Source organism: Corynebacterium pollutisoli (assembly GCF_900177745.1).
In the GTDB taxonomy this organism is placed as follows: Bacteria; Actinomycetota; Actinomycetes; order Mycobacteriales; family Mycobacteriaceae; genus Corynebacterium; species Corynebacterium pollutisoli.
Genome location: NZ_FXAR01000002.1, coordinates 81,586 through 94,343 on the forward strand (window position 1 = coordinate 81,586; position 12,758 = coordinate 94,343).

The window sequence follows — 12,758 nt, forward strand, 5'->3', positions numbered from 1 at the left end:
TTTCCTGCTTTTCGACGGCCTCGCGTCCTCCGTCGTCAACGCCTGGCCGTTCCTCAGCTCCCTCGTCTAGCTTTCTCGACACCCCGACCGGCACCCCCGCGGGGTTGCCGGTCGTTGCGTGTGTGGCTAATGCGACCGACGGTTCAAAAACTTCTCAAGAAAGTGAGTCCACCATGGACAACATCAAGGACTTCGCCGAGGCTCTGTCTTCCGCCTTCTCTGACGACCTCTTCGGTGGCATCGTCGATTTCGTCAAGAGCATCTTCGGCGCTTTCGAGGGCCTGCTGTCCTCCACCGGGGGTTCCTCTGAGTCCACCGAGGGCTCCTCCAAGTAAGCTCACCTGATCTTCACTCTTTCCCGCCCCACCGGTTCGCCGGTCGGGCGGGATTGTTGATTCTGCGGAATTCATCATTGCCGTAGGTGCCCGCCCTCCGTAGCATCAGTAGCAGTACATCTGTCTACAGAAGGGAGCACCACATGCTTCACGGTTCCACAGAGGTTGTTAACTGGCTCATCGAGCCGATCGAGTTCTTCATCAAGTGGATTCAGTGGCCGTTCCAGGTCGTCATCTCCCACTTCTAAGGGAGTGCCCCGAACCCCTTGACCCCGGAAAACCGGGGCCAAGGGGTTCTTTCTGCCCGCAGCAGGCAACCTGCACGCCAAGCCCCGGGTTGCCACAATTTCCCCAGACGAAAGTCATAGGTCTCCTAGATCAGATTCTTAGCGTGGACCCTGTTCAACACCAACCGAAAGGATCCACCATGGATTTCAGCTCCTTCGTCAGCTCTTGGGCCATCCTCCCCTTCGAGTTCCTCTTCAACTGGGTCAAGGCACCCTTCGAATACCTCTCCGCAGTGGTCTAAGGATCACCCGACCACACCCCTGACCACCCTCCACCAGAGGGTCTGGCCAGGGGTTTCGTGATTCTTCACAGTTATGCATTGCGCCACCCTCGCCAGTGTGTAGACTTCACAGCATGTTCTCCCGCGCGAACCTCCTTCTTCTTCGCCGCGGCGGGTCCCAGGTCCACTAGAGAAGCGACCGGCACCCCGTCGCGGAGTTTGGTGTTGCCGGTCGCTGCTCCCGCTGAACACCCCATTCATCAGCGGTGAGACCTCGCAGGCTACTACAGTGAAGGCCGTTGCCGGCCCCTGGTAGTCCGCAGCCACAGACAGACCCGAAAAGGAAACTCCGATGTCCCCGAACGACTCCTTCATCTCCGCCCCCTCCGAGATCCGCACCCCGGACGGCCCCCGCGCCGAGGGCCAGCGCTTCTGGAACAAGCAGCGCAACTCCTCCATGCCGGTACACCGCTACCGCCCCTTCGCCGAGGAGGTCGAGGACATCGTGCTGCCGGACCGCACCTGGCCGGACAAGAAGATCACCGTCGCCCCGCAGTGGTGCGCCGTGGACCTGCGCGACGGCAACCAGGCCCTCATCGACCCGATGAGCCCGGAGCGTAAGCGCCGCATGTTCAACCTGCTCGTGCAGATGGGCTTCAAGGAGATCGAGGTCGGTTTCCCCTCCGCCTCCCAGACGGACTTCGACTTCGTGCGCGAGATCATCGAGAAGGACATGATCCCGGAGGATGTCACCATCCAGGTGCTGGTCCAGGCCCGCGAGCACCTCATCCGCCGCACCTTCGAGGCGTGCGAGGGCGCGAAGAACGTCATCGTGCACTTCTACAACTCCACCTCCGAGCTGCAGCGCCGCGTCGTGTTCCGCAAGGACAAGCCGGCCATCAAGCAGCTGGCCGTCGACGCCGCCGAGCTGATCCAGACCATCGCCCAGGACTACCCGGGCACCAACTGGCGCTGGCAGTACTCCCCGGAGTCCTTCACCGGCACCGAGCTGGAGTTCGCCCTGGAGGTCTGCAACGCCGTCATCGAGGTCATGGCACCCACCCCGGACAACCCGATCAACATCAACCTGCCGTCCACCGTCGAGATGATCACCCCGAACGTCTACGCCGACTCCATCGAATGGATGCACCGCAACCTGGACCGCCGTGACTCCGTCATCCTGTCGCTGCACCCCCACAACGACCGTGGTGAGGGCGTCGCCGCCGCCGAGCTGGGATACCTGGCCGGCGCCGACCGCATCGAGGGCTGCCTGTTCGGCAACGGTGAGCGCACCGGCAACGTCTGCCTGGTCACCCTGGGCCTGAACATGTTCACCCAGGGCGTCGACCCGCAGATCGACTTCTCCGACATCCGCCAGATCCGCAGCACCGTCGAGTACTGCAACCAGCTGCGCGTCCCGGAGCGCCACCCCTACGGCGGCGACCTGGTCTTCACCGCCTTCTCCGGCTCCCACCAGGACGCCGTCAACAAGGGCCTGGACGCCATGGCCGACAAGGTCAAGCCGGGCGCCAACAACACCGAGGTCACCTGGGAGGAGCTGGGCAAGGCCGTCTGGGAGGTCCCCTACCTGCCCATCGACCCGAAGGACGTCGGCCGCGACTACGAGGCCGTCATCCGCGTCAACTCCCAGTCCGGCAAGGGCGGTGTCGCCTACATCATGAAGACGGACCACGGCATCAACCTGCCGCGTCAGATGCAGGCCGAGTTCTCCTCCGTCGTCCAGGCGATCACCGACTCCGAGGGCGGCGAGGTCAACTCCAAGGAGATGTGGGACGTCTTCGCCACCGAGTACCTGGATGTCACCGAGCCGGTGGAGGAGGTCTCCATCCGCATCGTCAACGCCGAGACCGACACCGACGAGGCCACCGTCACCGCCACCGTCATCCACGAGGGCTCCGAGAAGGAGATCACCGGTACCGGCAACGGCCCCGTCGCCGCCTACGCCAACGCCCTCGAGCAGCTGGGCATCGACGCCGAGGTCCAGTTCTACTCCCAGCAGGCCCGCTCCTCCGGCGATGACGCCGAGGCCGCCTGCTACATCTACGCCACCGTCAACGGCTCCGCCGCGTGGGGCGTGGGCATCGCGGGCTCCATCACCCGCGCCTCCATCAAGGCCCTGACCTCCGCGGTCAACCGTGCCCTGAAGGTCGAGGCCCCGGTCCTGGCCGGCGGCGTCTAAATCGCCCGACGTGGAAAGGGGAGTGCGCAACTGCGCACTCCCCTTTCCGCTATTCCACCCCGAGGCGCGTACGAGTGGTGTGCTGCTGGGCGAGGAGGATGAGGGCGTCGACAAGCTGGCGACGCAGGAGCGTACCCGTCACCATCTGGACGAGGAGATTGTCCGAGGATCCGTCGAGGGTGAGGGTCTGCACGTCGAGCGCGCCCATGGCCTCGGCGTGGGCGGCGTACTGGCCGATCATCTCGCAGTCCCACTGCAGGTCGGTGGTGTGCAGTTCGGAGAGGGCGCTGACGGCGGCCTCGTAGGCGGAGGAGTCGCGGCGGACATTCCACTGGCGGTCGTCGACGATGGTGTCGAGGATCCTCCGGGAATCCTCCGCGAAGGCCTCCGCCTCCCGGGAGGGGCGGCCGGCGAGGGCGTTCTGCATGACGGCCATGGTGTCCACGACGCTGCCGGGGCCGTCGAGTTCATCGAGGACGATCTTGATCTCCGCGAGGGACAGGCGGGCGATGCCGCTCATCACCGCGATGAGTTTGAGGCGCGTGAGGTGTGACTCGGAGTAGGAGGCCTGGTTGGCCTTGGTCTGTTCGCCGGAGGGCAGCAGACCCTCACGCAGGTAGTACTTGATGGTGGGGACACTGACCCCACTGATCCTGCTCAGCTCGGACATCCGCACCGTTCGATCACCCGCCCCTTTCCCAGTTAAGTTCGTGTCAACATTCTAACCTGTCGGCGTTGTCCCACCTCGCACGCACTAGACTCTGAACAATGACCATGATCAACGGCGACTGTGAGTCCACGCCCGCGCCGGCGTACCCGTTCGTTGCTGTGACCACGCAGGCCACCGGGATCCACCCGTCGACGGGTCGTCTCGTGTCCGTCGACGTCCTCACCTTCGACGAGGACGGGGAGATCGGCGAGGAGTACCACGCCGTTCTCAACCCGGGCAGCGATCCGGGCCCGCACCACTTCCACGGCCTCACCCATGAGGAGGTCGCGGAGGGGCAGCGTTTCTCGCAGGTGCTCAAGACCCTCGACAGGCTTCTCGACGACCGCACCCTCGTCGTCCACAACGCCCCCCGCGTGTGGGGCTTCCTCGTCTCCGAGGCCCGGCGCGCCATGAACGCCGCCGCCCGTTCCAACCGTTCCCGCGGGCGGGGCCGGGGTCGGGGCCGACGTCGGCGTCAGCGGGTGGGGCACGTTCCGAAGCCGGTGGCGATCGTCGATACGCTGGCGACCGCGCGTCGTCAGCGTATCCCGCTGCCGGACACCCGCCTGGGCAACCTCGCGGCGGCCCTGGGCATCGACGCGCCGTCGCCCGTCGCCACCGTCGAGCGTGCGCAGCGCCCCGAGCACGAGACGTCACGGGAGATCAACGACCTGCTCATCGACGTCTTCTTCGAGCTCCGCGACCGCGGCGACCTCGCTGCGACCACGCCGGATGACCTGCGGGCCGACCGTTTCGGCCTGCAGCGCTCCCACGTACGCGTCGACGCCATGGAGGCACCCCGCCCGCACCCCAACCCGGGCGTGCACGTCCCGGGAAAGAACCTGGTGCGCGGCATGGAGGTCGTCGTCGCCCCCGAGGTCGGGATGGACCCCGACCGACTCATCGAGGCGTGCATGAAAGCCGAGCTCGTCTACTCGGAGAAACTCACCCGCACGACCAGCGTCATGGTGTGCAACGACACCGAGAATCTGCGCGGCAAGGCGATGCACGCGGTGCGCAAGGGCATCCCCCTGCTCACCGACGCGGAGTTCCTCGACGCGGTGACGCGGGTGCAGGACCGCGCCGGACGCTAGGACTACTGTGGTGGCATGAGTTCCCCACGTTCCGGTGTCCTGCGCCGCCTGCGATCCCGGGCGGCCACCACTGCCGCCACGGTGGCCACCACCGCCTCGCGCCTGACCGGCCGCGGTGCCGGTGGCATGATCGGCGGCCTGGTGGCCAACGCCATCGACCCGTCCATCATGGAGAACCTGGGTCGCGGACGTCCGGCGGTGCTGGTCACCGGCACGAACGGCAAGTCGACGACCACCCGGATGCTGGCGGCCGCCGTCCGCACGAGGCACACGGTCGCCACCAACGACGGCGGCGACAACATGGACGCCGGCATCATCTCCGCACTGCTGGCCGGCAAGGACGCCTCACACATCGTGCTCGAGGTCGATGAACTGCACGTGCCCTCGGTCGCGGAGCGTCTCCGCCCGCAGGCGCTGGTGCTGCTCAACCTCACCCGCGACCAGCTCGACCGCGTCGGTGAGATCAACAAGATCGAGCGCGCCCTGCGCGGGGCGGTCATGGCGAATCCGGAGATGCTCGTCATCGCCAACTGCGACGACGTCCTCATGACCTCCGTCGCCTACGACGCCCCTAACGTCGTCTGGGTCTCCGCCGGTGCCGGCTGGATCGGTGACTCCGTCTCCTGCCCGCGCACCGGTGGCCACGTCGTCCGCGAGGTCGACGACTGGTGGGCGGTCAAGCCGCTGCCCGACGGCCGCACCTTCCGCCGCCCGACCCCCACCTGGACCATCACCGACGACGGCCTGTCCTCCCCGCACGGTGACTCCGCACTGGACCTCAAGCTGCCGGGCCGCGCCAACCGCGGCAACGCCACCCAGGCCATCGCCGCGGCGGTGGAGGGTTGCGATGTCCCGCTCGCCGACGCCGTCGCCGCCGCCGAGTCCGTCGACAACGTCGCCGGCCGCTACTCGACGATCCGCCTCGGCGAGCGCGACATCCACCTGCTGCTGGCCAAGAACCCCGCCGGCTGGCAGGAGGCCCTGTCCATGGTCGACCGCTCGGCGGACGGCCTCGTCATCGCCGTCAACGGCCAGGTCGCCGACGGCGAGGATCTCTCCTGGCTGTGGGACGTCCGCTTCGAGGACTTCGAGGGTCTGGCCGTCAAGGCCGCCGGCGAACGCGGCACCGACCTGGCGGTGCGCCTGACCTACGCCGACATCTCCCACGAACTCATCCCCGACCCCCTCAAGGCGATCCTCGCCTGCCCCACCGGGCGCATCGAGGTCCTGGCCAACTACACCGCCTTCCGTGACCTGAAGGCCGCCCTGCAGAAGGAGACCACCCGTGGCTGACCTCACCATCGGACTCGTGCTTCCCGAAGTCCTGGGCACCTACGGCGACGACGGCAACGCCCTCGTCCTGCGCCAGCGCGCCCGCATGCGCGGTGTCGACGCCGAGATCCTCCCCGTCAAGCTCGGCGAGTCAGTGCCCGAGTCCCTCGACCTCTACTGCCTCGGCGGCGGCGAGGACACCGCCCAGATCCTGGCGGCGGAGCACCTCATCGCCGACGGCGGCCTCACCCGCGCCGCCTGGGCCGGCCGCCCGATCCTCGGCGTGTGCGCCGGCCTGCAGGTCCTCGGCGAGTCCTTCCGCGCCGGCGGTCGCGTCATCGACGGCCTCGGCCTCATCGACGCCACCACGGTCGCCCTGCAGACCCGCGCCATCGGCGAGATCACCTCGACGCCCACCCGCGCCGGCCTCACGGCCGACCTCACAGAGCCGCTCACCGGCTTCGAGAATCACCTCGGAGCGACCCTGCTGGGCCCCGGTGCCGAACCGCTGGGTCGGGTTACCCGCGGCATCGGCAACTGCGACGTCGCCGCCTCTGCGGATGTCTCCGACGGCACCCGCCAGCGCTTCGCCGAGGGCGCGGTGCAGGGCAGCGTCATCGCCACCTACATGCACGGCCCGGTCCTCGCCCGGAACCCGCAGCTTGCGGATCTGCTGCTGGCGCGCGCCATGGGCGTCGCGCTCGGGGAGCTGGAGCCGCTGGAGATCGCGGTCGTCGATAAGCTGCGTCTCGAGCGGCTGAAGTAGAGCCGGACAGCGGTACACTGAACCCCACATATTCACACTGTTATATGTGGGAGGTGCGCCCGTGCGCCGTTGGACTCTGACCCTGCTCGCCGCCTCCGGGCTGGCCCTCGGTGCGTGCGGGGCCATCCCCGCCGACACCGAGGGCACCCTCGACCGGGCCACCGGCGGCACCCTCGTCGTCGGCGTCTCCGAGCACCGCCCGTGGACCACCATCGGGGACGCCGGGGAGATCACCGGCACCGAGGCGGACCTCATCACCTCCTTCGCCGAGAGCATCGACGCGCGCATCGAGTGGCACACCGGCCCGGAGAGTGTCCTCGCGGACATGACCAAGGAGGGCGAGCTCGACGTCGTCATCGGCGGGCTCACGGCCGACGCCCCCTGGTCCGACAAGATGGCGCTCACCCGCCCCTACTCCGGTGACCAGGTCATGGGCCTGCGGATGGGTGAGAACGAGCTCCTCGTCGCCCTCGAGCGCCACCTCGCCCGGGAGCACGGGGAGATCTGATGGCGGCCGCCGGTTCCGGACACGACGCCCTCCCGGAGAAACAGCAACGGGCCCTGCGGCAGGCGATCCGCCTCGAGTGGCTGACCATCGGCCTGCTCGTCGTCAGCGCCACCCTCATCTACCTGGTCATGGGCCAGTCCCAGGCCATGCAGGCCGCGCTTCTCGACGACCTGCTCTCCTTCCTCCCGCCCATCGCCTTCCTCGTCGCCGCCCGCGTCATCCGCATAGGCGCCAACCGGCGTTTCCCCTTCGGGCACCACCGCTCGATCGGCGCCGCGCACCTGGTCTCCGCGACGGCGCTGCTGCTCATGGGCGGGTTCCTCGTGGTCGACTCCGTCCTGGGGCTGACCGCCGGGGAACGCCCGCCCATCGGCCTCACCGTGCTCTTCGGGCAGGAGATCTGGGCCGGATGGCTCATGGTCGCGGTCATGGCGGCGACCGCCTCGCCCCCGGTGATCCTCGGCCGGAAAAAGCTGGCCCTGGCGAAAACGCTGCACGACAAGGTGCTCTACGCCGACGCCGACATGGCCAAGGCGGACTGGCAGACGGCGCTGGCCACCATCGTCGGTGTGCTCGGCATCGGGGTGGGCCTGTGGTGGACGGACGCGGTCGCCGCGATCGTCGTCGGCGCGTCGATCGTCTGGGACGGCTGGAACAACCTCACCGCCGCCGTGCAGGATCTCCTGGACACCCGCGCCCTCACCTTCGACGAGGAGGAGCACCCGCTCATCGGCGAGGCCGAGGACCTCGCCCGCGGCACCGCCTGGGTGGCGGACGCCGAGGCCCGGGTCCGCGACCAGGGGCATGTCTTCCACGTCGAGATGCTCGTCGTCCCCGTACCGGGACACGATCCGACGATGATCGAGCTCGACAGCCTGCGCCGCCAGCTGCACCAGCTGGACTGGAAACTCCACGACGTCCAGGTCGTCCCCGTCTTCGACATCCCCGACCACCTGCGCGACTCCGGCGCGCACGCCACCGCGGAAGGAGAATCCCCGTGAGCCACCTGCGCGACACACCGGAGAACATGCCGGAGGACATCGAACGCACCTCCCGGAAGGCCATCTGGGTCGAGTGGGCCTCCATCGGTTACCTCATCCCGTCCGTCGCCCTCACCGCCCTCGTCGCCGGCCAGTCCGACGCCATGCGTGCCGCCTGGGTGGAGGACGCGCTCACCTTCCTGCCGCCGATCGCCTTCCTCATCGCCATGCGGCTCATCCGCCACAAGCGCAACGCCCGGTTCCCCTACGGCCACCACCGCGCCGTCGGCATCGGCCAGCTCGTGTCCGCGACGGCCCTGCTCGCGATGGGTGCGCTCCTGATCTTCGACTCCGCGCGCGGGGTGCTGGCCGGGGAGCGCACCGCCATCGGCATCATGGTGCTGTTCGGGCACGACATCTGGGCGGGGTGGGTGATGATCGTCGTCGTCAGCCTCTTCGGCATCCCGCCGGTGGTCCTGGCGCGCTACAAACTGCGCTACGCGAAGGTGCTCAACAACAAGGCCCTCTACGCCGACGCGGACATGAGCAAGGCCGACTGGATGACCGCCGTGTCCACCAGCATCGGCGTCCTCGGCATCGGCCTCGGCCTGTGGTGGACCGACCCGCTCGCCGCCATCTTCGTGGGCGTCTCCATCGCAGGCGACGGCTACCGCAACCTCAGGTCCGCCATCACCGGACTCACCGACATCCAGGCCCTCACCCACGACAGCGAGGAGGTCAACCCGCTCATCGAACGGATCGAATGCTGCGCCACCGACACCCCCTGGGTCACCGACGCCGCCGTCCGCGCCCGTGACCTCGGGCAGGTGCTGCACATCGAACTGTTCGTCGTCGCCGAGGGCCACACCCCCACCGCCGAGGATCTCGAGGACCTGCGCGACCGGGTCCGCGATCTCGACTGGAAGGCCCACGACATCGCCGTCGTGCTGGTGACGGAGGTGCCCGACCACCTCCTCGACGAGGCCGCGTCCTAGATCTGCAGACGTCCGCTCAGCGCCCGCGACAGCGTCAGCTCATCGACGAACTCGAGGTCGCCGCCGAGCGGCATGCCGGATGCCAGGCGGGAGACCACCAGGTCGGGGAAGTCCTTGAGCAGGCGCGCCAGGTAGGAGGCCGTGGCCTCGCCCTCCGTGTTGGGGTCGGTGGCGATGATGACCTCGTGGATCACGGGCGCGACGTCGTGAAGCGGGGTGTCGGGGGTCGAGTCCGCAAGCTCCCGGTCAGGCAGCACGCCGCCGATGCGCTGCAGCAGTTCGGTGATGTGGAGGTCCTTCGGGCCGACGTTCGCCAGCGGGTCGAGCGCCCCGCCGAGGACGTGGTAGCGGCCGCTGTACTCGCCGGTGCGCTCGATGACCTGGATGTCCTTCGGCTCCTCGACGACGCAGATCATCCCGCGGTCGCGGCCCGAATCGGCGCAGATGCGGCACACCTCCTGCCGGGAGATGTTGCAGCAGATGCGGCAGAACGTCACGCCGTCGCGCACGGCCTCCAGCGCCGCGGTGAGACGGTTGATGTCGTCCGGCTCGACGGCCAGCAGATGGAAGGCGATACGCTGCGCGCTCTTCGGCCCGACACCCGGCAGCCGGGAGAGCTCGTCGATGAGATCCTGCAGCGGTCCTTCAAACACGTGGTCGCCTTTCTTCGGTGGTCCAGTTGGAGAATAACGACAACCCCCGATTCAACCGAATCGGGGGTTGCGGGTGACGTGACTAGCCGAGCATCCCGCCGAACGGGTCGCCGCCCTGGGACAGCGGACCCATCTTCTCGGCGGCGAGGTTGCCGGCCTGCTCGTGGGCGGCGCGGAAGGCGCCGGTGACGAGGTCCTGCAGGGTCTCCACGTCCTCCGGGTCGACGACCTGCGGGTCGATGACGACGTTGGTGACCTCGCCACCACCGGTCATGGTGACCTTGACGAGACCGTTGCCGGCCTCACCGGTGACCTCGGTCGCGAGGATCTCCTGCTGCGCCTGCTGCAGCTTGGCCTGCATCTCCTGGGCCTGGGCGAGGAGCTGGGACATATCCGGCTGAGTCATGGTGGTGCCTTTCATCGGGAGTGTTTTTGTCGTCGGCAAGTCTACCGACTCACAGGCGACGCGCGCCGAGTTCCTGCTCCAGCAGCTCCACCGCGATGGTCGTCGCGTCGCGCCGGTCGAAGTTGCCCGGCTCCTGCGCGGCCTGCAGCATCTCCTCCTCTTCCTCGCTTTGCGACGTCGCCGCCGTCACCGTTGACGCCGCCGGTTGCGGTTCCGGGGCGGGTGCCGGTGCCGGTTCCTCCGGCGGGGCCTCATGGTCGTCCATCGGCTCCGGCGGCAGGGGCACCCCGTCGTCGAAGGAGGGCCGGGCGGCGCGCTCGGCGGCCTGACGGGCGGCGTTGGCCCGCCCGCGTTCGGCGATGCGCTGCCAGGAGGGCTTGTTCTCCGCGGCGGGCGGTGTCGGGGTGGGTGGTGTCTGTGCCGGCTTCGCGGGAGTGGGAGCAGGAGCCGGGGAGGCGTCACCGCCGAGAGCACGCGGCTTCCCCCACGACGAGGTCGTCGGGGGGTCGGCGGGTGTCTCAGCGGGGGCCGGACTCTCGGGCTCCTCGGGGGCATCAGCGCTGCCGGCAGAGCCGGTGCCGGCGCCTGCGGTCTCACGCGGAGCGGGGGCCTGCGACTGCGGGTTCCACGTTTCCTTCTTCTCGACCGGACTGAACCCGGCGGCGGCCGGGTCGGTACCGATGACACAGTGGACCTGCAGCTCGCGGCGCGCCTCCTCGGACACCACCTTCGCGATGACCGCGTTGTTCGACTCCGCGTTGAGCCGCTCCGCCAGGGCACCGGTGTTGTGGCCGAGGACGAGGGTGTCGTCCTTGAGGCCGAGCACGCGGGCCTCCGCCAGCATGATGGCGGCCACCTTGTTCTGGCGGGCGACCTCGTCGCGGATGGCGGACCAGCGGGAACGCAGCGTCTCGACGGGGTCCTGCACCGGCTCGGGCTCCGGTGCCGGCTCGGGGGCCTTCGGCGGTTCGGGGGCCGCCTGCGCCGCAGGCTCCGGTGCCGACTCCGGCTTCGGTGCCGACTGGGGCTCCGACGGCTGCGACGGCGCGCGGGCCGCCTCAGCTGCCTCGGCCGCCTTCTTCTCCGCCTCCTCGCGGGCCCGACGCACGGAGGGGCGCTCGAAGACCTTGCCCGAGGAGGCGGAAGAGGCGGGGGCGGCAGCCGGGGCGGGCTGCGCCGCCGGGGCGGCCACGGCGGCCACTCCCCCGGCACCCTGCACGGGTGCGGCGGGCAGCAGCAGGTGGGCGCAGAGGATCTCCAGCAGCAGGCGCGGGGAGGTGGCTCCGCGCATGTCGGCGATGCGGTCGTTGACGGTGGCGGCGAGCTGCGCGAGCTGCCCGGCGGTGAAACCCGAGGCCTGCCCGGACAGGACGGTGGCGCGGTCGGTGGGGGCGTCGACGAGCCCGAGGTCGAAGGCGTCGGGCACGGCCTGCAGCACCATGAGGTCACGGAGCCGCTCGAGCAGATCCTCGACGAAGCGGCGGGGGTCGTGGCCGGCCTCGATGACGTCGTCGACGGTCTGGAAGAGCGCGGCGCGGTCGCCGGTGGCGAGGGCGTCGACGGCGGCGTCGATAAGCGAGAGATCGGTGACGCCCAGCAACGGCAACGCCACCTCGTACGTCAGGCCCTCCGGGCCTGAGCCGGCGATGAGCTGGTCCAGGATGGACAGCGAGTCGCGCGGCGAACCGCCGCCCGCGCGGATGACCAGCGGGTAGACCGAATCGTCGACGTGCACACCTTCGGAGGCGACGGTGCGCTCCAGCAGCCCGCGCATCGACTGCGGCGTGAGCAGGCGGAACGGGTAGTGGTGCGTACGCGACCGGATGGTGCCGATGACCTTCTCCGGTTCCGTCGTGGCGAAGATGAAGATGAGGTGCTCCGGCGGCTCCTCCACGATCTTGAGCAGCGCGTTGGAACCCTCGCGGGTGATCATGTGCGCCTCATCGATGATGAACACGCGGTAGCGGGACTCGGCGGGCGCGAAGATGGCGGAATCGCGCAGCTCACGCATGTCGTCGACACCGCGGTGCGACGCGGCGTCCAGCTCCGTGACATCCAGGTTGCCCGGCCCGCCCGGGGCCAGCGACACGCACGACGGGCACACGCCGCACGGGTTCGACGTCGGCCCCTCGATGCAGTTGAGGGAGCGCGCCAGGATGCGCGCCGACGAGGTCTTGCCGCAACCACGCGGACCAGAGAACAGGTAGGCGTGGTTGATGCGACCGGAGTCGAGGGCCACCGACAGGGGTCGGGTCACCTGCTCCTGGCCGACGACCTCGGCGAAGGAGGCGGGACGGTATTTCCTGTAGAGAGCCACGGCGCCAACTCTACC

The 12,758-nt window shown here is 68.8% G+C and carries 12 protein-coding genes; 8 read left to right on the top strand and 4 right to left on the bottom strand.

Features of this window, described 5'->3' with window-relative positions:
* The first annotated feature begins 173 nt into the window (after positions 1-173).
* Positions 174-335, top strand: a complete 162-nt coding sequence (locus B9Y70_RS12745; RefSeq protein ID WP_159449776.1) for a hypothetical protein — start codon at positions 174-176, stop codon at positions 333-335.
* A gap of 860 nt (positions 336-1,195) precedes the next feature.
* The gene (gene leuA, locus B9Y70_RS03665) at positions 1,196-3,043 is read left to right on the top strand and encodes a 2-isopropylmalate synthase (RefSeq protein WP_085548914.1); all 1,848 of its coding nucleotides are present in this window, start codon (positions 1,196-1,198) and stop codon (positions 3,041-3,043) included.
* Between the two features lie 49 nt (positions 3,044-3,092).
* Here leuA and B9Y70_RS03670 read toward each other — a convergent pair whose 3' ends face one another.
* Complete coding sequence (locus tag B9Y70_RS03670) at positions 3,093-3,713, bottom strand: MerR family transcriptional regulator (protein ID WP_085548915.1); 621 nt, start codon at positions 3,711-3,713, stop codon at positions 3,093-3,095.
* 98 nt (positions 3,714-3,811) lie between these two features.
* Here B9Y70_RS03670 and B9Y70_RS03675 point away from each other — a divergent pair, with 98 nt between their 5' ends.
* The 6 genes from B9Y70_RS03675 (at position 3,812) to B9Y70_RS03700 (ending at position 9,367) form a co-directional block, all read left to right on the top strand.
* Positions 3,812-4,846 (top strand): exonuclease domain-containing protein, encoded by a 1,035-nt coding sequence (locus B9Y70_RS03675; protein WP_085548916.1) that lies wholly within the window; start codon positions 3,812-3,814, stop codon positions 4,844-4,846.
* Positions 4,847-4,861: 15 nt separating this feature from the next.
* On the top strand, positions 4,862-6,139 hold the full coding sequence (locus tag B9Y70_RS03680; protein WP_085548917.1) for a Mur ligase family protein: 1,278 nt from the start codon (positions 4,862-4,864) through the stop codon (positions 6,137-6,139).
* Entirely contained in the window at positions 6,132-6,884 is a 753-nt protein-coding gene (locus tag B9Y70_RS03685; RefSeq protein WP_085548918.1) for a type 1 glutamine amidotransferase, read from the top strand. The genes B9Y70_RS03680 and B9Y70_RS03685 overlap by 8 nt, the downstream gene beginning before the upstream one ends.
* Before the next feature lie 61 nt (positions 6,885-6,945).
* Positions 6,946-7,392 (top strand): transporter substrate-binding domain-containing protein, encoded by a 447-nt coding sequence (locus B9Y70_RS03690; protein WP_085548919.1) that lies wholly within the window; start codon positions 6,946-6,948, stop codon positions 7,390-7,392.
* A complete protein-coding gene (locus B9Y70_RS03695) occupies positions 7,392-8,393 on the top strand; it encodes a cation diffusion facilitator family transporter (RefSeq protein WP_085548920.1) in 1,002 nt (333 codons plus the stop codon). Before B9Y70_RS03690 ends, B9Y70_RS03695 begins: the two co-directional genes overlap by 1 nt.
* Entirely contained in the window at positions 8,390-9,367 is a 978-nt protein-coding gene (locus tag B9Y70_RS03700; RefSeq protein ID WP_240309124.1) for a cation diffusion facilitator family transporter, read from the top strand. Before B9Y70_RS03695 ends, B9Y70_RS03700 begins: the two co-directional genes overlap by 4 nt.
* Here the strand turns inward: B9Y70_RS03700 and recR are convergent.
* The 3 genes from recR to B9Y70_RS03715 form a co-directional block, all read right to left on the bottom strand.
* The gene (gene recR, locus B9Y70_RS03705) at positions 9,364-10,020 is read right to left on the bottom strand and encodes a recombination mediator RecR (RefSeq protein WP_085548921.1); all 657 of its coding nucleotides are present in this window, start codon (positions 10,018-10,020) and stop codon (positions 9,364-9,366) included. The genes B9Y70_RS03700 and recR overlap by 4 nt on opposite strands.
* A gap of 82 nt (positions 10,021-10,102) precedes the next feature.
* Positions 10,103-10,426 (bottom strand): YbaB/EbfC family nucleoid-associated protein, encoded by a 324-nt coding sequence (locus B9Y70_RS03710; protein WP_085548922.1) that lies wholly within the window; start codon positions 10,424-10,426, stop codon positions 10,103-10,105.
* 49 nt (positions 10,427-10,475) lie between these two features.
* Positions 10,476-12,743 (bottom strand): DNA polymerase III subunits gamma/tau, encoded by a 2,268-nt coding sequence (locus B9Y70_RS03715; RefSeq protein ID WP_085548923.1) that lies wholly within the window; start codon positions 12,741-12,743, stop codon positions 10,476-10,478.
* Positions 12,744-12,758 lie beyond the last annotated feature (15 nt).